A 25,902-nucleotide genomic window follows, 5' to 3' on the forward strand; every position below is an offset into this window, starting at 1 on the left:
TCCGGCGCATCGCGGCCGCGGCGGCTCGTACCGCGTCGCGATGCTCCAACGGACTTCAGGGCTTCTCCAGGAGCCAACGTAAGCGCCGCCATCGACATGCAGCGCCTCGTCCGCAATCCCGGAGGGCAGCATTCGCGCATAACGCTCGATTCAGCCAGCCGTCTTGCCACCATCGACGGTGACGATTTGCCCCGTGATGAACGATGCCCCGTCCGACGCGAGAAAGACGATCGCGCGCGCGATGTCGGCGGGCGTCCCGATACGGCCCAGCGGCACCTTCGATACGAGCGCCGTCTTGCGCTCGGCGGTGCCCGTGAAGCGGTCGAGCATGCCGGTATCGGTCGGCCCGGGCGCCACTGCATTCACCCGCACGCCGAGCGACGCGACTTCGAGTGCCGCCGACTTCGTCATGCCTTCGACTGCATGCTTGCTGCCGGCGTAGATCGATGCGAACGCCGCGCCTTCATGACCGTAAGTCGATGACACGTTGACGATGCTGCCGCCATGTTGCGCCTGCATGACGCGCAGTTCGTGCTTCATGCTGAGCAGTGTGCCCAGCACGTTGGTGTCGAAGGTCGCGGCGTAGCTTTCGGCGCTCTGATCGACGATCGCGCCGGGCTGGCCTTCCGTGCCCGCATTGTTCACCGCGGCATCGATGCGGCCGAAGTGCGCGACGGCCGTATCGACGAGATTGCGCACGCTGTCTTCGTGGCGGACATCGGCCGCGACGAAATGAGCTTGCGCGCCGCGCTCGCGAAGCTCGGCTTCAAGCGCCTTGCCCTCGGCTTCACGCCGGCCCGAGACGATGATGCGCGCGCCGCTGTCTGCGAAGGCGAGCGCGGTTGCACGACCGATGCCGGTGAGTGCGCCTGTGATGAGAACGACGGGAGTGTCCATGAGTTGAGTCCACCAGAATGTGTGTAAAGGGTATGGGCCGCTACGCATGGCGTTGTGGCCCATCGGTGGATTGCACTGTAGGACAGGCGAGAGTGGGCGAGAAAGACTTTGTAGGCACTCAGTCATGCCTGACAGGCATGACTCCCGGTTGAAGTACCTGCGGCCGTACTGTGCGGCCCGCGCACCCGAAACGAATATCCGCAGATGAAACAGTGTGCCGACCTTGTCGAGACGACCCCGGGTGGTCAAGCTGACGTATGCAGGATGTGCGTCTCAGCGGTTTTTCTCGCCATGAGGGTCAATGTTCGGGCTTTCCAAGGAGCCGGGCCCAAGCCATCCGGATTCGACGTGCGCGGTCCTCCAGAAGATATGAGGCAGCCAGCGCCAGAAGGCCTGAAACAGCCCCCGTGACAATGTGTTCGATATAGGGAATCCGATAGTGGCTCGCATGCGAATAGGCGTCGCCCACCGCGGTCAGCAAGCCGACGAGCGTCGCATTGCCATATCGATTCGCGTAGAGCTTCGCCGCCGGGGTAAAGGTCAGAAGTACGGCCAGAAGTCCCGTTATGAGACCTGTCTTGAACGCTATCGTCCAGTGGGCCACACTCGCGACGTTGCTCCAGCTTCCCGGCATGCAGGTCATGCACGCGCTGGTCGGCTGCCAGAAACGCTGGATGAACAATCTGGCGCGGCGCTTCCACTCGCTTGACATGATCGCTGCCTCTGTCGCCGCCGACGCCATACCCCGTCGTCTCGAAGTTGCTTCTGCCGCTTCAACGCGGTCACCGCACTCGCACGGATGCAAAAACATCCTAGCGTCGCGGGTGACGGATTCCGTGAGCATCGTTGAATACTATACCGCCTTCAAACGGTCACGGGCCGTTCCCGCCTTCCTCGCAGAGTCAGACACTCTGGCTTCCTGCGCCTTCTGCGGTGCCGCGTGCGTCGAAACCGAAAAGCCTGCGCGGCGTCTCCCATTGAATCTGTCGCCGGGTTCGCGCATCGGGAACGATCTTCTCGAACAGCGTCAGCAGCGGCCCGTAATCGAGCCGCTCCGGCGAGCGCAGGAACGGCCAATCCGAACCCCACACGCAGTGCTGCGGCCCGAACGCGCGCAGCAGCGCATGGGCATACGGCCAGGCGTCCTCGTACGGGTGTGCGCCAGCCGAGTACTTCTGCCAGCCCGACAGCTTGACGCTCGCGCGGCCGCTGTCCGCGAGCCGCAGCAATGCCTGGAAGCCCGGCTGAGCGATCCCCGCGCCGATGTCGGGCCGCCCGCAGTGGTCGATCACAATCGGCGCCGCCTGCCGCGCCAGCCAGGGTTCGAGCGCAAGCAGTTGATCCCCGGCGACCTGGATCTGCGCGACCATCCCGAGATCGGCGAGCGCCGCGAAAAGCGCGCCCGCGCCGAGCACGAGATCGACGCCTTCCATCGCCGGGTTGAACGCGACGCCGGCGACACCCGCGCGACGCAGCGCCGCAAGTTCGCTTCGAGGTATGTCGTTATCGACCACCGCAATGCCGCGAAAGCGTCCTTCGTCAGTCTCCAGCGCGTCGAGCAGACACCGGTTGTCGGTCCGGTAGCCGCTCGTCGGACCAACGAGCAGCGCATGCCGCACGCCGTACGCGTCCATCACCCGAACGAACTGCGCAGCCGTGCCGATCTCCTGCTGCTCCGGCCGATACCCCGTGCCTTCCCGGTACGGAAAGCGCGCAGGATCGAATACGTGACAGTGGCAGTCGATCTTCTCTTCTTCGAATACGTTCATCTCGTCTTCCCGTTCAGACCGACGCAGCCGTCACCGCGCCGAGCCTGTCGACGACGCGTCGCGCCGAGCTGTATGCAAGATCGAGCCGTGCGTCGACGGGCACCGACGGAAACGGCATCTCGACGCTCAGCGCCACGTCCGCGGGCAACGCGCGCAGCAGCGCATCGAGCGGCAGCGCGCCAGCGCCGGGAGGCAGCCGATCGGTACGTGCTTCGCGGATCGCTTCGTCGTCGCTGCCAGGATGCTCGGATCGCGCGTCGCAGAGTTGCGCGGAGCCGATCCATCCGGGCGGCATCCCGCCGACCTCGTCCGGCGTGCCGCCCGAACGCGACAGATGCAACGCGTCGATGAGCACGGCGAGGTTCGGATGCGCGACCCGCGCGACCATCTCGCGGGCATGCGCCAGGGAACCGACGTGCCGCCAGCGCATGAATTCCAGATCGATGCGCAGGCCGAACGGCCGGGCAAGCTCCGCGAGCGCGGCGAGATTGTCGGCGAGCCGGCCCTGCTCCGGATCGTCGCCCGACACGTTCACGCAGTGCGCGCCCAGCGAGGCCGCCGATTCGAAGAGCCGCGCAAACGAAGCGGGATCGAGCTCCGGCACGACGGGAATGAACTCGACGTCGTGGACAGCGATTCCCTCGCCCGCAAGCGCGTCCTGCAGTTCACGGTGAGCCGCGGTGCCGGGCGCAGTCGGGTAGGCGACAGCGCCCGGCACCGCCGGATGCACGCGCAGGCCGACCGCATCGAAGCCGGCGCGCGCGGCGAGCCGGACCCACGGCACGGGCGCGATGTCCAGGGCGGTCAGATGCGCGACCGCAAGCGGCCGCGCGGCGATCGGAGCGGACTTCAATAGGTGGCCCTCCCGCCCGTCAGATCGAACGTGAAGCCCGTCGTGAAGCTGCACGCGGGACTGGCGATCCAGCTGACCATCGAGCCGACTTCGTCGACCTGCAGGAAGCGGCCCATCGGAATCTTCGCCTTGCTCGCCTCGATATGCTGGTCCGACATCTCGCGGAACAACTCGGTCTCGACCATCGCCGGCGCGACGCAGTTGATCAGCACGTTGTCGCGCGCAAGCTCCTTCGCGGCGGACTTCGTGAACGCGATCACGCCCGCCTTCGCGGCGGAGTACGCGGAGATGTACTGCACGCCCTCCTTCCCCGCGATCGATGCGACGTTGACGATGCGCCCGCCCCCGCGCGCGCGCATATGCGGAATGGCGACGCGGCAGCAGTAGAACACGCTGTTCAGGTCGACGGCCAGCACGCGCTGCCACGCATCGACGGGATACTCCCAGCTCGGCACGACGGGGCCGTTGATTCCCGCGTTGTTGACGAGGATGTCGACGCGGCCGAGCGCCTCGACGGTCGCACCGAACGCACGCTCGACCGACTCGTACGACGCGACATCGACGGGCTGGAGGTGATCGGCTTCGAAGCCGAGGCGCTGCGCATCGCAGCCGGCGACATCGAGGTCCCAGATCGCGACGCGCGCGCCGTCGGCCTTCAACTTGCGAGCGATGCCGAGGCCGATCCCGCGTGCGGCGCCTGTAACGATGGCGACCTGGCCGTCGAGAGAATGATTCATTGCAATGATTTCCTATGGTCGTTCAGGTAGAGGAGGCAGCGGAGTTCGCAAGCACGATCCGCCTGATGTCGCCGACGACGAACACATACGAGAGCGCACCGACGAGCGTCACGGCGGAAATGAAGCCGAGCGCGTAGACGAACGAGCCCGTCGCATTGACGATCAGGCCGACGACGAGCGGCGTGACGATGCCGGCCGCATTCGCAAACAGGTTGAAGATGCCGCCGCTCAGGCCCAGCAGCCCCTTTGGCGCGATATCGGAGACGATCATCCATGCGAGCGCCGACATCCCTTGCGCGAAGTACGCGACGCACAGGATCGCGATCACCACGCTGATCGAATCGACGTAGTTCGCCAGCACGATGCTCGACGCGGCGACGAGGCCCGCGATCACCGGCAGCTTGCGCGACCAGTTCAGCGAGATGCCGCGACGCAGCATCGCATCGGAAATCCAGCCGCCCGTGAGCGTGCCGACGGACGCCGCGATGAACGGCAGCACCGCGACCATGCCGACCTTGAGCCACGGCATGTGGCGTTCGGTGACCAGATAGGTCGGAAACCAGGTCAGAAAGAACACGTTCGTCGAATTGCACGCAAACTGGCCGATGCAGATGCCGAGCATGCTGCGGCGGCGCAGCAGCGCGGCGATATCGGACCAGCGAAAGCGCGTGGCCTGCTGGCTGCCGTCGACGACCCCGCCTCCGCTTGCGATGTAGTCGAGCTCGGCACGGTTCGCATGCTTCGACTCGTGTGGCTCGCGAAAGCGCATGAGCCAGATCGCGCCGAACGCGATGCCGAACGCGCCGACGATGCCGAACAGTGCGCGCCATCCATAGCGATGATCGATCCAGAAAAGCAGCGGGCTCAGGAACGCGAGGCCGACATACTCCGCGAACGTGTAGACGCCCGTCGCGCGGGCGCGCTCGCTTTGCGGAAACCAGATCGCAACGACGCGGCTGTTGGTCGGAAAGCACGGCGCCTCCGCGATGCCGATCAGGAGCCGCATGATCAGCAGCGAGACAAAGCCCGTCGCGAGCCCCTGCAGCCCGGTGAACAGCGACCACAACGTCAGCGCGAAGAAATAGGTCCAGCGGGTGCCGATGCGGTCGAGCATCACGCCGCCCGGAATCTGCGATGCGGTGTAGGTCCACGAGAACGCGGAGAAGATCACGCCCATCAGCGCCGGCGTCAGACCCAGCTCGTGGCTCATGCCAGGCGCCGCGATCCCGGCGACGCTGCGATCGAGGTAGTTGATCATCGTGCCGATCGCGAGCAGCGCAAGGATGCCGAATCGCGCCCGGGTGCGCGTCGCGGATGCCGCCGCTGCCCCTTGCGCGGCGATTGCGCGTGGCGGGTGGGTCTGGTTCATCGTGTCTCCATCAGTTGTTTTCGAGGTCTGGCGTGTCGCCGGAACGCGTCTCTGGCAGACGCTCGCTACGCCGTCGAAATACTAGAGAGTCGTCGGTCCGCTGTCGTATGCCCAGATTCAGCTACCCTATAACTTTTGGTTAATCGCTCTGCACGGGAAGACGGAGAAACGATGCGTTTCAAGCTGCGGCAAATGGAGGTATTTCGCGCGGTGATGCTGACCGGCTCGATCAATGCGGCCTCGAAGATGCTGTACGTATCGCAACCGGCCGTCAGCAAGCTCGTTGCGCACACCGAGACGACGCTGGGGTTGCGCCTCTTCGAGCGCGCAAAGGGCCGGTTGATCCCGACCGCCGAGGCGCAGGCGCTCTTTCGCGAGGTGGAGCAGGTCTATCAGTCGGCGCTGCGCGTCGACGAGTTCGCGCGGGCGCTCGCGCTCGGCCCGGCGAGCCTGCTGCGCATCGCGTGCAGCCCTTCGCTCGCGCCCGCCATCGTCGCGCCGGCCATCGTCGAGCTGAAACGCCGGTTACCGGGGCTCAGAGTCGACTGGCATACCACGCTCATGGCCGACATGCCGCTCGAAGTGCTGAGCAAGACGGTCGACGTCGCGGTGACGTCGCTGCCGATCGAGCATGAGCATCTCGAAGTCGTGCCGTTCATGCGCGGAAGGATGGTATGCGCGCTGCCGCCCGACCATCCGTTCGCGGCCCGCGAACGGATTGCACTCTCGGACCTGAAGAGCGAACCGATGATCCTGTTCAGGCGCGACATCCCTTTCGGCACCATGATCGCTCGAGCGTGCCAGCAGGCCGATGTCGAATTGACGTCGGTGGTCGACGTGACGCGCGCCGATCAGGCGCTCGCACTCGTGCGCGGCGGACTCGGGCTCGCAATCGTCGACGAGTTCGCGACCGGTGGGGTCGACTGCATCGTGCGGCCGCTTGTCGAGGACCTGGAGATGGTGTCGACATTCGTCTATTCGAAATTCTCGCCGCCGTCGAGGAGTGCGATGGTGTTGATGCAGGCGGTTTGCCGGCGCGCGGACGAACTGGGCCGGCGGATAGGCAGCACGCCACTGCCTTGAACTTCTGTGTCCCGGTGCGTCATGTTCATCAGAACGCCGAGCCATTCGACCGCCTGGAGGTCGCTGAGCGGCATTCATGCCGGCACGAACGGCGAAACTTTATTGCGCCCCGTGGCCTTGGCGTTGTACAGCGCTTCATCGGCGGCCTTGATTACCGTGGTCACATCGCCGCCATCCCGTCCCGGCGCCCAGCTGGCCGCGCCGATGCTGGCGGTGACGCGTCCATATTCGCTGGCCGCATGCTCGATGGCCAGTTCGCTGATCGCCGTGCGAATTTTCTCGGCGATCCGCGCGGCTCCCGCGGGCGGAGTGTCGGGCAGCACCACGACGAACTCCTCTCCCCCATAGCGCGCCGCGCTGTCGGCGGGGCGTCGGATGCAGTCCCCGATACACCGGGCCACGGCGGCCAGCGCGTCGTCGCCCGCCTGGTGTCCGTATGTGTCGTTGTAGGCCTTGAACCGATCGATGTCGACGAACAGCAGCGAGAACACGCTGCTCGTGCGGCGGGCCCGGCGCCACTCCTGGTCCAGAATCTCGCCCAGAGTGCGACGGTTGTTCAGGCCGGTCAGTCCGTCCGTTCTCGCGAGCAGTTCCAGTTCCGATTCCGCGCGCATCCGGCGGCGGAACTGAGCGCCCAGGAGAAACGAAAGCCCGACAAATCCCAGGCCGAATACGAACATCAGCGAGCCGATCGTCAGTGCGCGTCGGCGCCAGGCCGCGTAGATGTCATCCTCGGCCTCGGCCACCATGATGATCAGCGGCAGTTCCGGAAAATTCCTGAAGAAATACAGGCGGCGCACGCCGTCGATCGACGCGGTGTCGGAAAAACTGCCTTCCGATGTCGACCGGAAGCGCCGGAACGTGCTCGCCTTGCGGATATCGCGTCCGATGGTGCGCGGATCATACGGCTGGCGCATGAGCATGATGCCGTTCTTCTTGATCAGGGACACGGCGCCATGCGGACCGAGTGACAGTCCGGCGAACAGCTTGTGGAAATACTCGAGATTGACGGCAACCATGACGATGCCCGCAAACGAGCCGTCCTGATGCGAAAGACGCCGGCTCAGCGCAATGCTGGGAGAGCCATTGCGCAGCCGCGACAGATAAGGATCGCTGATATAGAGGCCGACATCCGGGTTATCCCGGTGGACAGTGAAATAGGCGCGGTCCGAGAAATTGCCCGCGCGAGGCATCTCGCTGCCCGAGTCGATGACGATGTTACCCGACGCGTCCAGCACCAGCATCGAGCCGAGGTATTGGGCGCTTGCCGCCCGATCGAACAGAACCTGCCGGCGCAGACGCAGCGGTAGCGCGAGGACATCGGCGTCGCGCATGCCCTCGACGACGGCCTGCAGCGATAGCGCGTAGAGCTCGAAATTCCGTTCGATGTCCCGCTCCGCGAGCAGAGCCAGGTTGCGGGAGGTCTCGCGGGCACGCTCCAACGCGTCGAGGCGCCCCTGGTAAAGCACGGTCGCGCATAAGGAGACCATGACCAGGGCGACGAGCATCCCGCTCAGGATGATCACCTGCGGCGCCAGGCCGCCTTTGCGCAGATGCCTGGCCAGGGACGCAAGTGCGTGGCTCTTTTGCGTGTCGGTTTGCACGATACCGTCGATTCCCTCCGCATGGTAAGACCGAGCGTGCGCCGGGCGGACCCGGAACGAATGTCGTCGCCCACCACGGGGAGTACGTGGGGTTTGCGGTTCGGCTTACGTGAGCGGCGACCGGCGGCTCTGCCGCGCCACACCGCACGGCACGGTTCCGCCTGCGCCCGTCACATCGTCCGACAACTGAAAGCGATGGAGACTCGACCCGCCCATGCGTTATCGGCACTCCCGCGCGTTTCTTGACCCTGCAGATGTTCAGCCGCGAGCTTCAGGCAAACCGATGCCGTGCGTCGCGGCAGCACTGCGTCCGCTCCGGACGGCATCATTGATACGTTCGGCGAAGTGCTGACTGAAGTCCTCACCATCAAGCATTGCTGGCGTTGCGACGGGTACGGCCCGAGCAGGTCGCCAATACCTCACAACCCTTCGTGATGCGGGGTAGGACCACAGGCAACGTCCTGTTCCACATGTTTCAATGCCTGGAGAAAGGTCGAACACCACCAATGAACATCGTGTTTGCGAATCCGGCTCAACAGTGCGTCGTGCCGCTGAATTCGCTCGTCGGCGGACATCGTCAGAGCCCGTTCGATAGCCTGGGCCGTGCCCTCTATGTCATACGGGTTGACCAGCAGCGCCTCCTTCAGTTGCTCCGCTGCGCCGGCAAAGCGCGACAACACCAGCATGCCGGGGTCAGCCGGGTCCTGCGCCGCGATAAACTCCTTCGCCACGAGGTTCATGCCATCGCGCAACGGTGTGACCAGCGCCACGCGGCTCGCGCGGTAGAGGCCCGGCAGGCGCTTGCGGGCAACATTGCGATGAATGTAGCGCACGGGCATCCAGTCCAGTTCGCCGTAATCCCCGTTGATCGCGCCGCACAGGCTATCCATCTGACGCCGCAAATCGTCGTAGGCCCCGACCTTTTCGCGGCTCGGCGACGCGATCTGAATCAGGGTCGCGCGGTTTCGGTTCTCCGGATAGCGGGCGAGCAGTTCGCGGAATGCCTCGACTCGCTGCGGCAATCCCTTCGAATAGTCGAGCCGATCGACGCCCAGCAGCAGGCGGCGCCGCGAATATTCCTCGCGCATCCGCAAGAACATGTCGCGCCCGTCTTTCGCCTCGGCGAGGCGGACGAACTCGTCGATGTCGATTCCGATCGGATAAGCGCCGACACGCAAGGTCCGGTTGAATGCGCGCAGGCGCTCGCGGCTCAATCTTTCCGCGTGTGCTTCGGACTCCACGTAATGGCAGAAATGGGTCACGTCCGATTCGCTTTGGAGCCCGACGAGGTCATAGGCGAACAGTGACTTCATCAGCCACTCGTGTTCCGGAATCGCCGCCATGATCAAGGGCGGAGGCATCGGGATATGCAAGAAGAACCCGATGCGATTTCCACAGCCCAGGGCGCGCAATGCCGCTGCCAAGGGAATCAGGTGATAGTCGTGCACCCAGATCAGGTCGTCACTTCGCAACAGCGGCAGCAACTTGCGCGCGAATAACTCGTTCACCCGCCGATAGCCCGCCACGAACCGTATATCGAAGTCCGCCAGATCCAGACGATAGTGAAAGACAGGCCACAGGACGCTGTTGGCGTAGCCGAGATAGTACGTCTCGTAATCGCGACGGCTCAGGTCGAGCGTCACGAGTTGCACGTCGCCGACAGTTTGCGCGTGAACATCGTCGTAGTGAGCCTTCTCATCACCGTGTTCATCTTGAATCTTGCCGCTCCAGCCAAACCAGAGCCCGCCCGTCTGGCGCAAGCTCTCGCCCACTGCGACAGCGAGCCCGCCGGCGGCGGGGTTGCGAGGATCACCGGTGCGATTCGAAACGACGACGAGACGACTCATGGAGGGTTCTCATGTGACGGTACCGTAACCAGCCTGCGGCGGTCGATCCCGAATGCGCCGGGGGTCGATCATCGCACGACTGCATTGAGCCAGCGACGCCTGTGCTTGGGGCCGCCGCAGCCACGAAATCCCCATTGCTCAGGCTCTCGTGGCTGCGACCGCGCTATGCGACGTCCTTTCGCGCGAATCGAGGACAAGTGATCGAGGGCACTGCGGTTATCCCATGCTGCCGGAATCCGCCCCGCTCGATTGAACGTCCCTGCGTTCCCATCTCATATACAGATCTGCCGCCACCACGCCGAACACCATATGAGCGAGCGCAGCCGCCCAGTTTCGGGCTTCCGCGAACCAGGGAAAAAGACTGGTCAGTCCATAGAAGTTGATGAGATACACGGCAAGGCCGAATGCTATACCGACAACGGATGCCATTGCGAGGCTCGAGTCAAGGCTGAACGACGCGATGATCAGGCTCAAAATGACAGTGAACAGAATCGCAAGCGCAAAATGCACCACAAACGCCACCAGCACGATGCCGAGCGAAAAACTCTCGGGAGATTGCAGCGCGCCACGGCCCAGGATGATGGCCGCGATCATGCGAGGCTGGACCATCGGATCCTGCCCCGTCACGATCGCCATCAAGAACGCCCCCAGCACCAGAAATACGGCGCCTGCGACGACGCCGGCCAAGACTGCCGCGCGCCAATCGGGCATGCGGTGTGTGAAATGGTGAGAATGAAGATGAAGTTCCATAACGGCCTCCAACGGCTAGTTGACTGCTCCAACTACCCGGTCAGAACCGTTCGAAACCGCCGAATGGCGGTAAGCGCTACCGTTCCGATCGGTAGTCGCACGCATGACGTGTCGTCATGCGAGTACGGTGGCCAAGCGCCACCGCTTCCTTCGAGGTCTCCATGGAGCATATCTTGCGCCAGGGTCTGTGCACGCGCAACTGCCATCGATTCAGGGGATTCCAGGTGCGACCGCGATCATCGCGTTCGGTGAAGAGGGCGCACGAATGGCTTATTCATCCAGTCCGACGAGATTCTCGATGTGATCTTCAATTCGTGCTCGCGCTTCGTCCGCGGCCTGCTCCGGGGTCTTCGCGACCAATGGGAAAACCAGCCCGTTGCCTTTGAATTCGTGCGCGAAATGCACCCATGATTCGTACGCGAACACACCCGATTCCAATTGAACGACGTTGATCGTCACGTCGTAGATGCGCTGCAGACCTCGCTGGCGCCTGTATTGAAATTTGTAGATATCTGAATGAAGCACGCCGACCTCCGTCCTGTGAAACCCATTCTAGTGCGACATTCGGCGCAGTTTTTGCCGAAATTGAAACTGCGGCGGCCGGCCGAATTCCAGACGGGTAGTTGCAAAGCTGATCGCGCGAACTGCGAGAGGAAGCCGGAACGAGAGGGTTGGCTCTGGTGCAAACGGGATCGGCGAATCGGTTAGAGCTGTGGGAGCGAACGAATTGACTCGATGGCTATGCCGCCTCGCACCGCGCCGTCTGCGAAATAAAGGCCGATGGCTGCTGCCTGGCGACACGAAGATCCGGTCTTCGAAATATCCGCACAACCTGATCCAGCAGGATCATCGCTACATCAAATCCAGAACGAAAGTCATGCGCGGTTTCAAACGGTTCAGGAGCGCTGCCACCACGATTTCAGGCGTCGATTCACACGGGCGCGCAGTGGACGTCGAACTTGATGAGCTTCGTCGGGCCGAATGTATTGCTGATGGCAACGTCGGCGGCATCGCGACCCCGCGCCATCAGCACGCGACCGATACGCGGCACGTTGTTGCGCGGATCGAAGGTCTGCCATGAACCGCCCACATAGGCTTCGAACCAGGCCGCGAAATCCATCGCGCTCCATGGCGGCGGCACGCCGACATCGCTGATGTAGCCGGTGCAGTAGCGCGCCGGAATATTCATCGCGCGGCATAGCGCTACGCCCAGATGAGCGAAGTCGCGGCAAACGCCCTTGCGTTCCTGCCACGCCTGAAACGCGGTCTTGGTTGGTCGCGCAAACTCATATCCGAACGCGATATGGCGATGCACGTAATCGCAAATCGCCTGCACCCGGTCATACCCCGGACGCGTCCCGGAGAACAGTTTCCACGCGATGTCGGACAACAGATCGGTTTCGCAATAACGGCTGCCAAGCAGAAACACCAGGCATTCGTCCGGTAGCGTTTCCACGGCATGCTGATCGTCGAACGGCTCGCGCGTCTCGGGCTGATCGGAGATCTCGAGCAACGCGCTCGTGGAAAGCGAAATCAGTCCCTGTGGCGCGACGATGCGGCTGCACAGATTGCCGAAGCTGTCGCGGTACTGCGTGATGGGCACAGGCGGATCGACCACCAGCAAATCAGCAGACAGTACATCCTGCACACGGGAAAAGTGCGTATTCAACATCAACATCATCGGGGTCGGCTGCGCGCACTCGTAGATCAGTTCATAACCCACGCGAAGTTTCATCTGATCATCCTCCCATTGAAAAAATCGTGACGCGCCCGACGCTCAGCTGTCTTCAGTTACGCTCACGTCGACGTCGAGACTCAGGAACGAATGCATCGCGCCGTGCCATGTGCCCCAGAGCGGCAGCGCCTGATCGGAATTCCACGCTACGGCCACGCGAATCAGATGCCGGTTGCCGATGATGCTGTTGGTCGGATCAAAATCGACCCAGCCGGCACCGGGAAGATAGATCTGCAGCCATGCGTGCGTCGCGCCGCCACCCAGGGTGGTGTCCTGGTTCGGCACGAAGATGTAGCCGCTGACGAACCGGGCCGCGAGGCCCAGGGAGCGGACTGCATCGATCATGAGCGCCGCGAAGTCCCTGCAACTGCCGCTGCGCAGCCGTAGCGTCTCGGCGGGACGATTGACGCCCTTCTCGACTCGCCGCACGTACATGAAGCTGTTCTTGATCTCGAGCGTCATGCTGCGCAGCAGGGTCATCGTGTCGGTCGAGCCGCCGGGTCCGATAAAGCGTCGCGCCCATTCGTCCACATCGTCGGTGAGGAACTGGCGGCTTCGCGCATTCACGAGATTGGAGGCTTCCTCGCTCGTATACGCGAAGGGCCACGTCGACGCATACCCTTCCAGCGAATAATCGGGCAGCGGCGCCTCGTAATGTTCGAGTGTCACCTCGCTTCTGAACAGCAACTCGGATGCTTCGCCTGAAAATGTCGCGACCGCGACCGAATTGTCGAAGACGTCATGTAACCAGTGCAGCCGCTCGGGCGTGGGCGTGATCAGCAACTGCGTGGTGAGAAGCCGCAGATCATGACTCGCCCGTGGGCGGAACATCATGCGATGCTCGCCGAAGCGCACCGGCTCGGAGTAACGATAGACGCTCTGATGCCGCACGGTAAGACGTTGCGGCGCGCTCATTGCGTCACGCCTCGGAGGGACTGCGCCACCATTTCGCTCCCAAAAGGACAATCCGCAGAAATGCGCGCTTGAAACGACCGAGATTCGGAAGCTCCTCCCGACGAACGCTGCGAGTCAAATGACGCGCACGCCGAATGACAAGCCGCGCATGACGGCAGCTTCTACCGGAGGGGCATGACCACGCTGTCGAAAATGGGCGCACATGGAGTAAGACTGACCACGCGTCAGACCGTGCAATGCATGGCGCTTATCGGCTATTTCTTTTTCGTGACGCTCGTCGACGCCGAACTCTTCGGAGCGGGAACCTTGAACGGATCGGCTACTGGAGATGACAGCTTTTTAGGTTGTTTGGGCTTTTTTGCCTCGCGGTTACTACGCATTTGACCTTTTGCCATTTCGTACCCCTGTTCGGCGGCCATGGAACGGCCCACTCTATGGCCCATTCTGGGCGTATTTTTAATTATTGTCGCGATCTATTTAAAAGGCTCGGCCCCAAATCTCGAGAGGCGGGTCCACAAGTTGGTCGACGTGCCACGCCAGCTGGCGCTCTGACGATTGTTCTTGCATTGTCCCGTCATGCATGCATATCCGAACGCCGTCCCGTTACTATTCGAAGAACGACCTCAGCTTGTCGGCACGGCTCGGGTGCATCATCTTTCGCAATGCCGTGGTTTCGATCTGCCGAATGCGCTCACGTGACACGTCGAACTGCTTTCCTGCTTCTTCGAGGGTACACTCGGACCCGCTATCGATCCCGAAGCGCATGCGCAAGACCTTCGCCTCGCGGGAAGGCAGCGTGTCGAGTGCATCGTGAATCGCGGCACGCATGATCGTCTGAACGGCCGCGTCTGCGGGCGATATGGCGTGCGCGTCTTCGATCATATCGCCGAGCGTCGCATCGACATCATCGCCGGCCTGCATGTCCAGCGAGAGTTGTAGCTTGGCCGTCTTCAAAAGGTATCTGACTTTTTCTTCCGACATCTCCATGCGCTTGGCCAGCGCAGCGGGACGAGCTTCCTGTCCAGTGAGCTGCACGATTTCGCGGGATATTCGATTGAGCCTGTTGATCAGGTCGACCGTATGGACCGGAACGCGAATCGTGCGCGCCTGGTCCGCAAGCGCTCGCGTCACGGCCTGCCGCACCCACCACGTGGCGTAGGTGGAGAACTTCCAGCCGCGTCGATATTCGAATTTGTCGACTGCCCTCATCAAGCCGATATTCCCTTCCTGAATGAGATCCGACAAGTGCACGCCACGGTTCACATATTTCTTTGCGATAGAAATGACGAGCCGCAGGTTTGCTTCGATCATCGTCCGCTTGGCTTGCCGTATGTTCGACTCGACTGCCATCATCTGTCGACTGATCTTGTTCAATTGTTGCAGTGACAGGAGCGCGTCGAGCTCGACGTCCATCAGCTTTCGCTGCTCGGCCTGAATTGCCGGCGCACTCCGCTGGAGCGCGGCGCCGATCTCCGGCCATGCCATCGCCGTCTTTTCGGTCCAGCCGAGGTCGGTCTCGTGGCCTTTGAACAAGTCGATGAATCGTTCGCGTCGCATGCCGCACCGGTCTATGGCGATGTGAAAAATGCGTCGCTCGGCCGCATGCACCTGGTTGATCTGCTGGTGAACATCGGCGCAGAGCCGCTCGATGGTTCGCGCCGTGAACCGAATTTGCGCGAGTTCGAGCAGGATCGCATCACACGCGTCTGTCGCGAGTACCGGGCTGTCGGGTGCAAGGACATCGGGGCGCTGTGTGTATTGGAACAGATCGCTCACCCGCGCAAAGATCCGGAGGCTATCGCTTTTGAGGCGGCTCAAACGCGCTTCGTTGATCTTCTCCAAATCCACCGCGTCGATCTCTCTTTCGTGATCGCGGCTGGCGTCGTCACTCGTTTCGTAGAAGCGCGGTCCGTTCGATGTGGGCAGTTGGACCTCGCTATCGTCTGCATGAAGCCCGTGAACCAGTTCCTGGATATCGAGCTGGCCCTCCGCGATCTGCTGCGCACTCGAAAGAATTGCCGCGACTGTCGCGGGGCAGGCCACGATCACCTGCATGAGCGCTTGACGCCCGCCTTCGATAAGCTTTGCTGCTTCCACCTCGTCCGCACGACTCAACAATCCGGTTGCGCTCAATTCCCGCATGTACATACGCATTGGGTCGGCCGTGTCGCCGTGGTCGGCGTCGGATGCGCCGGGCGCGACTTCCGCTTCCTCATCCGGCTCATCGGGCACCACGGCGGCAGGCGCAGCGCTGTTGAGATCCAGCGTCTCGTCTTCCGGCGCACGCTCATGGACGGCCACTCCCATCTCACCGAGCTTGCTCACGAGCGCTTCCATCATCGCGCTCTGTGCGACATCGTCTTGCAAGTAATCGTTGATTTCCGCGTGCGTCAGATAGCCCCGCTCCTCTCCCAACTGAACGAGGGCTTGCATCCCGCGATATCGCTCCTCGTCGTGCAACGCATCGGGAGCATCGCTCAGGGGCTTCGAAGCGGCAGCCTTGCCTTTCAATGTCCGCCGGACATTCGCTTCGGGCGCGGGATACGCCTTCCGAGTCGCGGAGTCTGTCGTATGAAAAGTTGCCATAGATGGTCCTTACAGGCTTCCCGGTCGGCCCTTGAGTCGCCTGAAGTGACAGTCAACCAAAGGAGTTGAGCGGTTCGGCCTGCCCCGCCTTTGCGTCCCATGATTCGCGACTTTCAGGGCAAAGCGCGAAATTCATGGCCGGAACAACGGGCCAATCGAAGTCGAATCGCAAGAGGCGGGATCGCAAACGGAAGAAAGGCAATGGGAGGCGCCGCCGCTTTGCCTTCCCTCGTCATCAACCGACTCAATGACCACATCCCGGCATGCGCGCGGAATCCGCTCGGATTGGGCGGTGACCTTCGAGCGTGTTCTGGCCACTCCTTGGCGGCCGTTGCGCATGCTCAGCCAAGTCACGCAAGGCGTTGCTCAGCTGCGATGCGGCCGTTCCGCGCGATCAGCAGTGCCCCAACATCGCCACGCGACCTCACTCGTGGATCACATATCTGTTCTGTGGGCCGCCGGTATAAAGGTGCTTGGCCAGCCCCAGGATTCGCTCCCGACTTCTGTCGAACGCCGCGAGGAGCGCGATCTCGCCCATACCCATATCGGGGTTCAGTTTCGCCAGCGTCACGTCGTCCACGGAAAAGGAAATCTCGCGCGAATTGTCGTAGCCCCAGAAGCACACGCAATGTCTCGCCGAGTCATAGCTGCGGCTCGGGTTGGGAAAGCTGAGCAGCTCGGTGCGCTTTTTCATCTAGGCACCCGGACACACATAGCGCCACTTGCTTGCGTTGACATCGAGGCGCGCGTCACTGTCGCGGCGCTTCTGAGCGCGCTCGCTGTCTGCCCGCTCCAGTGCCGAAGCACGTGACTTCTGATTGACAAGGAATTCGCTTTGCCTGACGGGCGCGGATGAGTTCACTTTCGTTTTCGCTGACATGCTCGTTCCAATCCAAGAGGGGAAAGCATAAGGACATCGATGCAACGATTCTGAATTCGTATCGGCACGCCCTTGACGGCCGCGATGTCAGAACCGTCACTGAGGGCTTGGACGAATCCGGATCAACGCCGAACCGTTCGGCAAGCAGGCTACCGAAGCCAGACAACGTTGTATGGACGCGCGCGCAGTTTGCAACTGCGAATGACGGGTGGCGGATTGATGTGATGCGCTGCGCCGTCAGCCTGGCGATCGACGGACCGCAACACTGATGCAGATCCATGGGCGCGCACATCGTATGGCCTGAGAATGCGCCCTATACCCGCGATATGCAAGCACTATCGGGGTGCCGACGCGTTCCTCGACGAGTTTGTCAGTGAATCCGACCGTCTCACCGATGAAGAACGCTTCGCGTTGCGCGCGCGGCCGCGGTGCCATCGGGAACGATCGCCGCATTCGCAACGTCCAGCGGCGCCGACTCGCAACCGATGGCAAGACAACCCGGCGTGCTGGGCGCCAGTCCTACTCCCTCATCGGGACGTGCGAGCTCAGCGGCATCAATCCCGAGGCATATCTGTGTCGCGCGTTCACTCACATCGCAGACCACCGGCTTAGCCGGGTCGAAACAAAGACGGAATCAGTCGACCGGGCCGAGCAACACGTCGATTGCGGCCTGTCCGGCGATTTCGGCTACCAGGTAGGCCCATCGTTCAGTGAAGGGGCCATTGCGTAGCGGTATGCGGCCTCCCCGCGCACCAAGCACTTCGAGGTTGGCGCCGCCTTTTATCTGAAAAGTCACGTCAAACGTGTCATCAGCAGCCGGAGTCAGGTCGACATGAATCTCGAAGCCGCGATACTCGATCACTCGGTGCATGAGAGCCTCCATTTGGTCATCCGAGGCTAACACGAAGACAACCCTCGAACAGTTTCCACAACGCCAGGCCAGGTGGTCACACCTGCGTCACCACACGACCCGCAAAGGACTGCCAACCGGAGCCTTTGGAACCGCAATGACCGATTCGGTGAAGTGCGCACCGATTTTTGATGAACCAGAGAGATGTGCCGAGCGTCCGCAACCGGGCCGGATTCGCGGGGTCAAAAAAACGCATGTCAACAACAGATATTTGGCAAATTTTCTCAGCGTCGGCAATACGACTTCGAAGTCATAGCCGTTTTCCTCAGAATTCGTTGTCCACTGCGACACGCATACGGCCGTCATTCGGCTTCGCCAGCGCTCCGCCATCTGTTCTGAGAAATAAACCGGGCGGATCGTGGAACCGCAGCTATCAAGGCGGCGTCATCGGCACCTACAGCTTTTGCGACGCAACAACGCGTTTTGGAGACCAACGGAGCGGGCACTGCAGATGCTAAGGGTCTTTATCGAAAAGCAGTAATAGAGACTTCAACAAATCGGTCGATTATGGCGGTGCTTAGATGAGAAGCTTGGTCCATTCAGATTGGCTGCGCCCTCTGCTACTTTTCCTCAAGGAGGCCTTGCGACACCCTTGGTCAGCGGGCGCCTTCTTCCCGAGTTCACGGCATCTCGCGGATGCCATGGCACGGCCCGTGCCGCTCAACGGTACGGGCCCTGTAGTGGAACTGGGCGCAGGCACGGGCGCGGTAACCCAGGCACTGCTCGAGCGCGGCGTCCGGCCAGATCGCCTGCTCGTCGTCGAGCGTTCTCCCGCGCTCGTCGCCCATCTATCCGCGCGATTCCCGGAACTTCGAATAATTCAGGGCGATGCGCGAAACCTCGGCTTATTTTTGGCACAGGAGGGTCGAGTCGACGCCATCGTGTCGAGCGTACCGCTGCGTTCGTTGCCCTATGCCGAATCCCGTTCGATCGTAGAACACTGGCGCACCGTGCTTCCCACCGGAACCCTGATCGTCCAGTTCACTTATGCGCTGTACGGGCCGCCAAGACATCTCAGCGATGACTTCGTTCAGTTGTCGTCCGAAGTCACGTGGCGGAACCTGCCTCCGGCCCGCATCCTTACACTCAAGTATCGCAGGCCGGACTCCGTGCCGGCCAGGATGGCGGCGGGAAGCCCGCCGTGATGGCAACCAGGGCGCGGTCACGTTGGCGCGTGGCGCCGACAAGACGAGTTGACACGAGATAGCAGGCTTCTACCATGTCCTTGAATGCACGCATGCGGGGGCATGTAAATGGATGCACCGGACAAGGAGTTCGCGTTCGTTGGCAGCCTCGAGGATCTGAAGGCGCGGGGGCGGCTCGTCGTGCAAGGCGGCCATCGTCCGATCCTCGTCATCCATGATCGCGGGCGCGTGTTCGCCCTCGACAATCGTTGCCCGCACATGGGCTTCCCGCTCGAGCGCGGCAGCATCGAGGACGGCATCCTGACGTGTCATTGGCATCACGCCCGCTTCGATCTCGAAAGCGGCTGCACCTTCGATCTCTGGGCGGACGATATACCCGTCTGCGCGGTCGAGGTGCGCAATGGCGACGTCTGGGTAGCGACCACGTTCGGTCACCCCGATCCCGCGGCGCACTGGCGCCAGCGGCTTGCGGACGGCCTCGCACATGACCTCGATCTCGTCATCGCCAAGGCCGTGCATGGTCAGCTCGCGGCCAGCGTGCCGATGGCCGATATCGTGCGGCAGGTGGCACTGTTTGGAGCGGAGAACCGCGACGGCTGGGGCGTCGGTCTCACGATACTGACGGCGCTGGCCAATCTCTTCCCCTTCCTGCCAGATGACGGAGCCCATCTTGCGCTGTTCCATGGCGCGCGCCGCGTGGCGGCAGACTGCAACGGCGAGCCGCCTCGGCGCAAACGCGCGCCGCTCGGAAGCCGGCCGGAGCCGGCCGCACTCAGGCGCTGGCTGCGCCTCTGGACAAATGTGCGCCATCGCGAGGCGGCCGAGCGCACCTTGCTGACGGCGATGGCGGCCGGGCACTCGCCGGCGGTGCTCGCCGATGCCCTGCTCTCGGCCGCCACCGAAAGGGCGTTTGCCGATACCGGTCATGCGCTCGACTTCATCAACAAGGCGCTCGAGTGCCTCGACCTGATCGGTTGGGAGCATGCGCCAGCTTTGCTGCCTGCCATCGTCGGCCAGATGGTGGCCGCCCGTGGCGCGGAGGAATCGACCGCCTGGCGCCAGCCCGTCGATCTGGTTGCGCTGTGCGAGGAATCGGCCGGCCGGATGCCGGAACTGTTCGCCGCCGCGCGCACCGCGCACGGATGGTCGAACCACGCAACACTCGCCCGACTGCTGCTCGGAGACGATCCGGCGAAGATCATCGATGCGCTCGAAGCGGCGATCCGCGCCGGAGCAGCTCCGGCCGACCTCGGACGATCCCTCGCTTACGGAGCGGCGCTGCGGGTGGCGCGCTTCGGCAATGCCAACGAGCACGCCGACTGGGAGACGGCGCACCATGTCTTCACTTACGCCAACGCGGTCCATCAGATGCTCAGGCGGATCGAGACCGCCGACATCGACGGCTACGTCACGGCCGCGCGCGGCGTCATGCACGGAGCCATGGCGCTTTACCTGTCCCGCTATCTGAATGTTCCGCCGGCCCGCATCCCCGGCGAGGACGGCGACCGGTTCGACGACCTCCCGGCCGATGCGCAGGCGATCCGCACCGCCTTGCTCGATGCCTTCGACAGGCAGCGACAGGTCGATCTGGCCGCAAGGCTGGTGGCGCGACATCTCACGCTCGGCCATCCGCCCGAGCCGCTGATCGCCACGCTCGCGCTTGCCGTGCTCCGCGAGGACGCCGGCTTCCACGCCTATCAGATACTGGAGGCCGGAATCCGGCAGTTTGCCGTGTGGGGCAATAACGACGAGGGCCGCCATGTCCTCATTGCGGTCGCGCGCTATCTCGCCGCCCATTCACCGACCGAACGCGCGGCGCTGCAGACCGCGGACATCGCCGGGCGCCTGATGCGGGGCGTCGCGATCCATCAGGCCACCGGCGCTAGCGCCGCGTCGGATTGAACCCGTGGCCTCGCGGAGTACGAGTGGCGGAGGCAACCGCGACCGGGTTGCGCCCAGACGCGGGAAACGCCAGCAACAGCAATACGACGCCCGCCAGCAACACGACGGCCAGCCCGATGAGCCCGTATTGCGCGCTTCCCGTCTGCGTCTTGACCCAGCCGACGAATGCCGGGCTCACAAAGCCGCCCGTGCCCCCGAGGCTCGTGATCATCGCGATGCCGCCCGCGGCCGAAGAGCGCGGCAGGAACGACTGCGGAATCGTCCAGAACACGACGAAACAGCCATAGGAAGCCGCTGCCGCAAGCGCGAGCAGTCCGACGCCGACGGCCACGTGGTGGCCCGCCGCCGGCAACAGCGCAAACGCGAGCGCCGTCACCACCGCGCTGCCCGCGACGTGCCAGCGCCGCTCCATCCGCCGGTCGGAACTTGCCCCGACGACATACGTCCCCAGCGCCGCCGCGATGAACACCAGCGCCGACAGCAAGCCGACGTCGAGCACGCTCGCCACGCCGAGATCGCGGATGATCGTCGGCGCCCAGAAGCCGATTGCGTTGAACGGCATCATCACCGCGAAGTAGACGAGGGCCGCCAGATACACGCGCGGATTGGCGAGCGCGCCGCGCAATCCGTCCAGATGGCCGGTGTGCTTCGACTTTTCATCGGCGAGCAGCTCGCGTGCGACCAGCGCCTTTTCGCGTTCGTCGAGCCAGCGCACCTCAGCAGGCGTATCGCCGAGAAGGAAGAAGGCGAAGATGCCGAGCGTCACGGCCGGTACGCCCTCGAGCAGGAAGAGCCATTGCCAGCCGGGCATGCCGCCGACGCCCGCGAGCCGCGTCATGATGAACCCGGAGAGCGGCCCGCCGACGATTCCCGCGACCGCGGTCGCCATCATCAGGAACGCCGTGACGCGTGCGCGCCGGGCGCCGGGAAACCAGCAGCTCAGGTAATAGATGATGCCGGGGAAAAAGCCCGCTTCGGTCACGCCGAGCAGAAAACGCATCGCGTAGAACTGCGCCGGCGTGCGCACGAACATCATGAGGCTCGACACGAGGCCCCACGCGAACATGATGCGCAACAGCGTGCGGCGCGCGCCGATGCGCTGCATCCAGAGATTGCTCGGCACCTCGAAGAGCACATAGCCCATGAAGAACAGACCGGCACCAAGGCCGTAGGTCGATTCCGAAAAGCCGAGGTCGTGCATGAACTGCAACTTGGCGAAGCTGATGTTCACGCGGTCGATGTAGCTGATCACATAGCAGAGAAAAAGCAGCGGAATCAGCCGGTAAAACACCTTGCGATAGGTGCGCTCGATTTCAGCGGACGTATAGTCGCTCGCGCCGGTCTCACCGTTGATCGAAGAGCTATGCATGATGGTCTCGCGAAAGGCGAATACGATGTTCGGCGGACGCCGCGACGAATGCGTGGCGTCCGGTCTCGATGCAGCCGTCCCGCGACGCCCTATCCGTCGACGATCGCCTGCGCGCGCTGCCCGGCTTCGGGCTCGTCTTCCCGCTCGCCCGCCGCCCTCGGCGCGCAGCGCGCGAACGCATCCCCTGCCCGCACGCCGTTGCCCGCGGGGAGGACGAAGAGCGGATTGATGTCGAATTCCTTCAGCTCCGGCGCGAGATCGAGCGCCATCGCGGACACCGCGACGATCGCATCGGCGAGCGCATCGACATCGCAACGCGGCTTGCCGCGCGCGCCATCGAGCATCGCGAAGGCCCGCAACTCGCGAATCATCTCGTGAGCTTGCCCGCGCGTGACCGGTGCGAGGCGCCATGCCACGTCCTTCAGCACTTCGGCATAGATGCCGCCGAGTCCGCACATGACGGCGGGCCCGAACGACGGGTCGTCGTCGATGCCGACGATCATCTCCACTGCGTCGCTTATCTCTTCCTGCACGAGCACGCCGTCGATGCGCGCGCCGGGAACGTGCCGTCGCGCGTTCGCGACGATTTCATCGAAGGCGCTCGCGAGCATCGCCTCGTCGCGGATGCCGACACGGACCGCGCCCGCTTCCGTCTTGTGCGGGATGTCCGGCGACTGCACCTTGACGACAAGCGGAAAGCCGCTCGTCCGCGCGAACGCGCACGCCTCGTCACGGGTTTTCGCAAGCGCGCTCTTCGGCGTCCCGATGTCGTAATGTGCGAGCAAGCGCTGCGCGGCGTGCTCGGTGAGATCGGCGGGACCTTGCGCGATCAACGCGCGCGCCGTGCCGGCGCGAAGCCGGTCGGATGCGGGCGCTCGTTCGGCGCGAGCGGCCGCCCGCGTGCGCCGTGCCTGCGCGTAGTCCGACAGCACTGCGAACGCGCGCCCGCAACGCACCGGTGTTGCGTAGAGCGGCACGCCGGCCGCCTCGATCACACGATACGCTTCCGACGCCATGTCGCGGCGCGCATTCCAGGCGAGCATCAGCGGCTTGTCGGTCGCGCGATGGACGCGCACGATCGCCTCGGCCATCGCAAGCGCGACATCGCCGCTCGCCGCCGCCGCCATGATCGCGATCGAGTCGATGCCCGGATCGTCGGCGATGATCTGCAGCGCGTCCGTGAAGATCTGCGGCTCGGCGAGGATGCCCGCGGTCAGGTCGACGGGATTGGCAAGCGATGCGAACGCAGGGACGATCGGCCTGAGCGCATCGAGCGTCGCGGGCGAGAGCGGCGGCACCGACATGCCGCGTTCGCAGCACGCGTCGGTGATCAGAATGCCCGCGCCACCCGACAGCGTGACCACCGCGATCCGGTTGCCGCGCGGCAGGCGCTTCGCTTCGAAGGCTTTCGCGTAGTCGCCGAGATCGGCGACGTCGTTCACTTCGATCACGCCCGCCTGCCGGAACGCCGTGCGATAAAGCGCCGACGCGCCGCCCAGGTTCGCCGTGTGCGATGCGGCGGCCTTCGCGCCGTCGGCCGTGTTGCCGACCTTCCACGCGAGCAGCGGCTTGCCCGCATCGAGCGCGCGCGTCGCCACGCCGACGAGCCGCCGTGCGTCCTTCAACCCTTCGATGTATGCGGCGATCAGCGACGTTTCGTCGTCGTCGATGCAGGCGTCGACGAGATCGAGCAGGCTCACGTCCGCTTCGTTGCCGGTCGTGATGAAGTGGCGCAGCCCGATGCCGAGCTCGTCCGCCATCAGCAGGAGCGCGCAGCCGAAGCCGCCGCTTTGCGAGATCAGCGAGAGGCCGCCCGCGCGGTAATCGACGCCGAACGGCGCGCCGAAACCCGCGTACACGTTCGCACCGGTGCTGACGACGCCCTGGCAGTTCGGCCCGATCACGCGGATGCCGAACTCGCCGGCCACGTCGGCGCACTCGCGCTGCAACGCTGCGCCCGCCTCGCCCGCTTCGGCAAAGCCCGAGCCGTAGACGATCGCATAGCGGATGCCCTTCCTGCCGCACTCGCGCAGCATGTCCGGAACGCGGCGGGCGGCGACGAGAATGAGTGCGAGATCGGGCGTCCGCGGCAGGCTGACGATGTCCGGATGGCACTCGACGCCTTCGATCGCTGCGTACTTCGGGTTGACCGGATAGAGCACGCTGCGATAGCCGTGCTGAAGAAGGAAACGCAATGGCTGGCCGCTGATAGATTTCGGATCGTTCGACGCGCCCACGATCGCAATGGAATGCGGCGCGACCAGCCGCTCGATGTCGAGCACGCGCCGAGGATGCGTGGCGGCGCTCATGCGGCACGCGCGGCGGTCATGGCGACGCCGTCCTCGTGCTGTGCCGCGCAAGTCTGCGCGGCGCGCCGCAGCGTGATTTTCGCGATGTTCAACTGATGGATCTGTGTGGTGCCCTCGTAGATGCGAAACGCGCGCACGTCGCGATAGAAGCGCTCCACGGCGTTTCCGGCGAGATAGCCACGGCCGCCGAGCATCTGCACCGCGCGATCCGCGACGCGTCCGCACATCTCGGACGCGAACATCTTGCACATCGACGCTTCCATTGCGACGTCCTCGCCGGCGTCGCGCTTGCGGGCGGTTTCGAGGATCATCGAGCGCGCGGCGTAGATCTCCGTCTGACATTCGGCGATGAGCGCCTGAATGAGCTGGAAGTCCGACACCGGCTTGCCGAACTGCTCGCGGTGCGACGCATAGGTGACGGCTTCGTCGAGCATGCGGATCGCGGGGCCCGTGCACAGCGCCGCCAGATGGATGCGCTGCTTGTTCAGCACCTTCATCGCGGTGCGAAAGCCCTGGCCTGCCACGCCGCCGATCAGATTGCCCGCGGGAACCCGGCACGCCTCGAAACGCACGTCGCCTACGGGCGAGCCTGCCTGTCCCATCTTCGCGTACGGCTCGCTCGTCGAGAGGCCGGACGTGCCGCGCTCGACGAGGAATGCGGAGATCCCGCCCGCGCCGGGCATCGAGGGATCGGTGCGCGCCATCACCGTAAAGAGGCCGGCGATCGGCGCATTCGTGATGAAGCATTTGCTGCCGTCGAGCACGTAGTGGTCGCCGTCGCGGCGGGCCGTGGTGCGAAGCGCCGTGGCGTCGGAACCCGCGTCCGGCTCGGTCAATGCGAACGCGCCCGTCAGCGCGCCCGATGCGAGCTGCGGCAAGTAGCGCCGCTTCTGGGCCTCCGTGCCATCCGCGACGAGCGCCTCGGAACCGATGCCGGTATTCGTGCCGACGCGCGCCCGAAATGCCACCGACGCCCGCGAAAGCTCGAACGCGCCGCGCACGAGTTGTTCCGTCGTGAGGCCCGCGCCGCCGAATTCGCACGGAATGCTCCAGCCGAAATAGCCGAGCGTGCGCATGCGTTCCACGAGATCGTCCGGCACGGCGTCCGCCTGCTCGATCTCGTTTTCACGCGGGATCGCTTCCTCGCGCACGAAACGCGCGACGTCCGCGAGCATCGCGTCGAAATCCGGGTTCCTGCTGTTCATTCGCTGTCTCCGTGATATAGGCCGTTTTGTGGGCCTA

At 63.8% G+C, this 25,902-nt stretch carries 23 protein-coding genes and 1 pseudogene; 6 read left to right on the plus strand and 18 right to left on the minus strand.

Features of this window, described 5'->3' with window-relative positions; all coding sequences use genetic code 11:
• Window positions 1–150 precede the first annotated feature (150 nt).
• The 6 genes from AWB83_RS26120 to AWB83_RS26145 form a co-directional block, all read right to left on the minus strand.
• Window positions 151–897 carry an SDR family NAD(P)-dependent oxidoreductase gene (locus AWB83_RS26120; protein WP_087048521.1) on the minus strand — a complete coding sequence of 249 codons (747 nt, stop codon included), beginning with the start codon at window positions 895–897 and terminating at the stop codon, window positions 151–153.
• Between the two features lie 298 nt (window positions 898–1,195).
• Window positions 1,196–1,609 carry a hypothetical protein gene (locus AWB83_RS26125; protein WP_087048587.1) on the minus strand — a complete coding sequence of 138 codons (414 nt, stop codon included), beginning with the start codon at window positions 1,607–1,609 and terminating at the stop codon, window positions 1,196–1,198.
• A gap of 190 nt (window positions 1,610–1,799) precedes the next feature.
• On the minus strand, window positions 1,800–2,666 hold the full coding sequence (locus AWB83_RS26130) for an amidohydrolase family protein (protein ID WP_087048522.1): 867 nt from the start codon (window positions 2,664–2,666) through the stop codon (window positions 1,800–1,802).
• A 13-nt stretch (window positions 2,667–2,679) separates the two neighbouring features.
• Window positions 2,680–3,519: a sugar phosphate isomerase/epimerase family protein gene (locus AWB83_RS26135; RefSeq protein ID WP_087048523.1), complete on the minus strand. Its 840-nt coding sequence runs from the start codon at window positions 3,517–3,519 to the stop codon at window positions 2,680–2,682.
• Window positions 3,516–4,256 carry an SDR family NAD(P)-dependent oxidoreductase gene (locus AWB83_RS26140; protein WP_087048524.1) on the minus strand — a complete coding sequence of 247 codons (741 nt, stop codon included), beginning with the start codon at window positions 4,254–4,256 and terminating at the stop codon, window positions 3,516–3,518. The genes AWB83_RS26135 and AWB83_RS26140 overlap by 4 nt, the downstream gene beginning before the upstream one ends.
• A gap of 22 nt (window positions 4,257–4,278) precedes the next feature.
• Window positions 4,279–5,625, minus strand: a complete 1,347-nt coding sequence (locus AWB83_RS26145; protein WP_167389167.1) for an MFS transporter — start codon at window positions 5,623–5,625, stop codon at window positions 4,279–4,281.
• A 171-nt stretch (window positions 5,626–5,796) separates the two neighbouring features.
• Between AWB83_RS26145 and AWB83_RS26150 the strand changes: the two genes are divergently transcribed.
• On the plus strand, window positions 5,797–6,708 hold the full coding sequence (locus AWB83_RS26150; protein WP_087048525.1) for a LysR family transcriptional regulator: 912 nt from the start codon (window positions 5,797–5,799) through the stop codon (window positions 6,706–6,708).
• Window positions 6,709–6,782: 74 nt separating this feature from the next.
• Here the strand turns inward: AWB83_RS26150 and AWB83_RS26155 are convergent, their stop codons facing one another.
• From AWB83_RS26155 to AWB83_RS26170, 4 genes are all read right to left on the minus strand, one after another.
• Window positions 6,783–8,216 (minus strand): sensor domain-containing diguanylate cyclase, encoded by a 1,434-nt coding sequence (locus AWB83_RS26155; protein WP_087048589.1) that lies wholly within the window; start codon window positions 8,214–8,216, stop codon window positions 6,783–6,785.
• A 515-nt stretch (window positions 8,217–8,731) separates the two neighbouring features.
• Window positions 8,732–10,159, minus strand: a complete 1,428-nt coding sequence (gene otsA / locus AWB83_RS26160; RefSeq protein WP_087048526.1) for an alpha,alpha-trehalose-phosphate synthase (UDP-forming) — start codon at window positions 10,157–10,159, stop codon at window positions 8,732–8,734.
• Between the two features lie 216 nt (window positions 10,160–10,375).
• Window positions 10,376–10,909 (minus strand): hypothetical protein, encoded by a 534-nt coding sequence (locus tag AWB83_RS26165; RefSeq protein ID WP_087048527.1) that lies wholly within the window; start codon window positions 10,907–10,909, stop codon window positions 10,376–10,378.
• 270 nt (window positions 10,910–11,179) lie between these two features.
• Window positions 11,180–11,368 carry a hypothetical protein gene (locus tag AWB83_RS26170; protein ID WP_244197892.1) on the minus strand — a complete coding sequence of 63 codons (189 nt, stop codon included), beginning with the start codon at window positions 11,366–11,368 and terminating at the stop codon, window positions 11,180–11,182.
• 272 nt (window positions 11,369–11,640) lie between these two features.
• On the opposite strand from AWB83_RS26170, the pseudogene AWB83_RS26175 reads away from it, so the two are divergent.
• A pseudogene (locus tag AWB83_RS26175) lies at window positions 11,641–11,840 on the plus strand (DDE-type integrase/transposase/recombinase); the annotation flags it as partial.
• Here the strand turns inward: AWB83_RS26175 and AWB83_RS26180 are convergent.
• Both AWB83_RS26180 and AWB83_RS26185 read right to left on the minus strand, forming a co-directional pair.
• Window positions 11,841–12,644 carry a transglutaminase-like domain-containing protein gene (locus AWB83_RS26180; protein WP_087048529.1) on the minus strand — a complete coding sequence of 268 codons (804 nt, stop codon included), beginning with the start codon at window positions 12,642–12,644 and terminating at the stop codon, window positions 11,841–11,843. It lies immediately after the preceding pseudogene.
• A gap of 42 nt (window positions 12,645–12,686) precedes the next feature.
• Window positions 12,687–13,559 carry a transglutaminase family protein gene (locus AWB83_RS26185; protein ID WP_087048530.1) on the minus strand — a complete coding sequence of 291 codons (873 nt, stop codon included), beginning with the start codon at window positions 13,557–13,559 and terminating at the stop codon, window positions 12,687–12,689.
• 174 nt (window positions 13,560–13,733) lie between these two features.
• Between AWB83_RS26185 and AWB83_RS36545 the strand changes: the two genes are divergently transcribed.
• Window positions 13,734–13,943, plus strand: a complete 210-nt coding sequence (locus AWB83_RS36545) for a hypothetical protein (protein ID WP_159463079.1) — start codon at window positions 13,734–13,736, stop codon at window positions 13,941–13,943.
• Between the two features lie 222 nt (window positions 13,944–14,165).
• On the opposite strand, the gene rpoD is transcribed toward AWB83_RS36545, so the two are convergent.
• Together rpoD and AWB83_RS26195 are read right to left on the minus strand one after the other, a co-directional pair.
• Window positions 14,166–16,145 (minus strand): RNA polymerase sigma factor RpoD, encoded by a 1,980-nt coding sequence (gene rpoD / locus AWB83_RS26190; protein ID WP_087048531.1) that lies wholly within the window; start codon window positions 16,143–16,145, stop codon window positions 14,166–14,168.
• A gap of 424 nt (window positions 16,146–16,569) precedes the next feature.
• Window positions 16,570–16,839 carry a DUF1488 family protein gene (locus AWB83_RS26195; protein ID WP_087048532.1) on the minus strand — a complete coding sequence of 90 codons (270 nt, stop codon included), beginning with the start codon at window positions 16,837–16,839 and terminating at the stop codon, window positions 16,570–16,572.
• Between the two features lie 580 nt (window positions 16,840–17,419).
• On the opposite strand from AWB83_RS26195, the gene AWB83_RS37755 reads away from it, so the two are divergent.
• Window positions 17,420–17,755 (plus strand): transposase domain-containing protein, encoded by a 336-nt coding sequence (locus tag AWB83_RS37755; RefSeq protein ID WP_087048534.1) that lies wholly within the window; start codon window positions 17,420–17,422, stop codon window positions 17,753–17,755.
• Here AWB83_RS37755 and AWB83_RS26210 read toward each other — a convergent pair.
• Entirely contained in the window at window positions 17,660–17,896 is a 237-nt protein-coding gene (locus AWB83_RS26210; RefSeq protein WP_087048590.1) for a hypothetical protein, read from the minus strand. The two genes, AWB83_RS37755 and AWB83_RS26210, sit on opposite strands and share 96 nt — an antisense overlap.
• 560 nt (window positions 17,897–18,456) lie before the next feature.
• Here AWB83_RS26210 and AWB83_RS26215 point away from each other — a divergent pair.
• Both AWB83_RS26215 and AWB83_RS26220 read left to right on the plus strand, forming a co-directional pair.
• Window positions 18,457–19,080, plus strand: a complete 624-nt coding sequence (locus AWB83_RS26215; protein WP_087048535.1) for a class I SAM-dependent methyltransferase — start codon at window positions 18,457–18,459, stop codon at window positions 19,078–19,080.
• Window positions 19,081–19,188: 108 nt separating this feature from the next.
• Window positions 19,189–20,982: a Rieske (2Fe-2S) protein gene (locus AWB83_RS26220; protein ID WP_087048536.1), complete on the plus strand. Its 1,794-nt coding sequence runs from the start codon at window positions 19,189–19,191 to the stop codon at window positions 20,980–20,982.
• Here AWB83_RS26220 and AWB83_RS26225 read toward each other — a convergent pair.
• From AWB83_RS26225 to AWB83_RS26235, 3 genes are all read right to left on the minus strand, one after another.
• Complete coding sequence (locus AWB83_RS26225) at window positions 20,963–22,351, minus strand: MFS transporter (RefSeq protein ID WP_244197893.1); 1,389 nt, start codon at window positions 22,349–22,351, stop codon at window positions 20,963–20,965. The genes AWB83_RS26220 and AWB83_RS26225 overlap by 20 nt on opposite strands.
• Before the next feature lie 89 nt (window positions 22,352–22,440).
• Window positions 22,441–24,660 carry an acetate--CoA ligase family protein gene (locus AWB83_RS26230; RefSeq protein ID WP_087048537.1) on the minus strand — a complete coding sequence of 740 codons (2,220 nt, stop codon included), beginning with the start codon at window positions 24,658–24,660 and terminating at the stop codon, window positions 22,441–22,443.
• The gene (locus AWB83_RS26235) at window positions 24,657–25,865 is read right to left on the minus strand and encodes an acyl-CoA dehydrogenase family protein (RefSeq protein WP_087048538.1); all 1,209 of its coding nucleotides are present in this window, start codon (window positions 25,863–25,865) and stop codon (window positions 24,657–24,659) included. The genes AWB83_RS26230 and AWB83_RS26235 overlap by 4 nt, the downstream gene beginning before the upstream one ends.
• Between the last annotated feature and the right edge of the window lie 37 nt (window positions 25,866–25,902).

Source organism: Caballeronia ptereochthonis (assembly GCF_001545075.1).
In the GTDB taxonomy this organism is placed as follows: domain Bacteria; phylum Pseudomonadota; class Gammaproteobacteria; order Burkholderiales; family Burkholderiaceae; genus Caballeronia; species Caballeronia ptereochthonis.

Coding starts and splice junctions, on each gene's coding strand:
- AWB83_RS26145 (WP_167389167.1), bottom strand. CDS start 5,625: ATGAACCAGACCCACCCGCCACGCGCAATCGCCGCGCAAGGGGCAGCG.
- AWB83_RS26230 (WP_087048537.1), bottom strand. CDS start 24,660: ATGAGCGCCGCCACGCATCCTCGGCGCGTGCTCGACATCGAGCGGCTG.
- AWB83_RS26185 (WP_087048530.1), bottom strand. CDS start 13,559: ATGAGCGCGCCGCAACGTCTTACCGTGCGGCATCAGAGCGTCTATCGT.
- rpoD (WP_087048531.1), bottom strand. CDS start 16,145: ATGGCAACTTTTCATACGACAGACTCCGCGACTCGGAAGGCGTATCCC.
- AWB83_RS26120 (WP_087048521.1), bottom strand. CDS start 897: ATGGACACTCCCGTCGTTCTCATCACAGGCGCACTCACCGGCATCGGT.
- AWB83_RS26150 (WP_087048525.1), top strand. CDS start 5,797: ATGCGTTTCAAGCTGCGGCAAATGGAGGTATTTCGCGCGGTGATGCTG.
- AWB83_RS26210 (WP_087048590.1), bottom strand. CDS start 17,896: ATGCACCGAGTGATCGAGTATCGCGGCTTCGAGATTCATGTCGACCTG.
- AWB83_RS26165 (WP_087048527.1), bottom strand. CDS start 10,909: ATGGAACTTCATCTTCATTCTCACCATTTCACACACCGCATGCCCGAT.
- AWB83_RS26155 (WP_087048589.1), bottom strand. CDS start 8,216: ATGCTCGTCGCCCTGGTCATGGTCTCCTTATGCGCGACCGTGCTTTAC.
- AWB83_RS36545 (WP_159463079.1), top strand. CDS start 13,734: ATGACCACGCTGTCGAAAATGGGCGCACATGGAGTAAGACTGACCACG.
- AWB83_RS26125 (WP_087048587.1), bottom strand. CDS start 1,609: ATGTCAAGCGAGTGGAAGCGCCGCGCCAGATTGTTCATCCAGCGTTTC.
- AWB83_RS26130 (WP_087048522.1), bottom strand. CDS start 2,666: ATGAACGTATTCGAAGAAGAGAAGATCGACTGCCACTGTCACGTATTC.
- AWB83_RS26215 (WP_087048535.1), top strand. CDS start 18,457: ATGAGAAGCTTGGTCCATTCAGATTGGCTGCGCCCTCTGCTACTTTTC.
- AWB83_RS26195 (WP_087048532.1), bottom strand. CDS start 16,839: ATGAAAAAGCGCACCGAGCTGCTCAGCTTTCCCAACCCGAGCCGCAGC.
- AWB83_RS26225 (WP_244197893.1), bottom strand. CDS start 22,351: ATGCATAGCTCTTCGATCAACGGTGAGACCGGCGCGAGCGACTATACG.
- AWB83_RS26235 (WP_087048538.1), bottom strand. CDS start 25,865: ATGAACAGCAGGAACCCGGATTTCGACGCGATGCTCGCGGACGTCGCG.
- AWB83_RS37755 (WP_087048534.1), top strand. CDS start 17,420: ATGAAGAACGCTTCGCGTTGCGCGCGCGGCCGCGGTGCCATCGGGAAC.
- AWB83_RS26140 (WP_087048524.1), bottom strand. CDS start 4,256: ATGAATCATTCTCTCGACGGCCAGGTCGCCATCGTTACAGGCGCCGCA.
- AWB83_RS26180 (WP_087048529.1), bottom strand. CDS start 12,644: ATGAAACTTCGCGTGGGTTATGAACTGATCTACGAGTGCGCGCAGCCG.
- otsA (WP_087048526.1), bottom strand. CDS start 10,159: ATGAGTCGTCTCGTCGTCGTTTCGAATCGCACCGGTGATCCTCGCAAC.
- AWB83_RS26220 (WP_087048536.1), top strand. CDS start 19,189: ATGGATGCACCGGACAAGGAGTTCGCGTTCGTTGGCAGCCTCGAGGAT.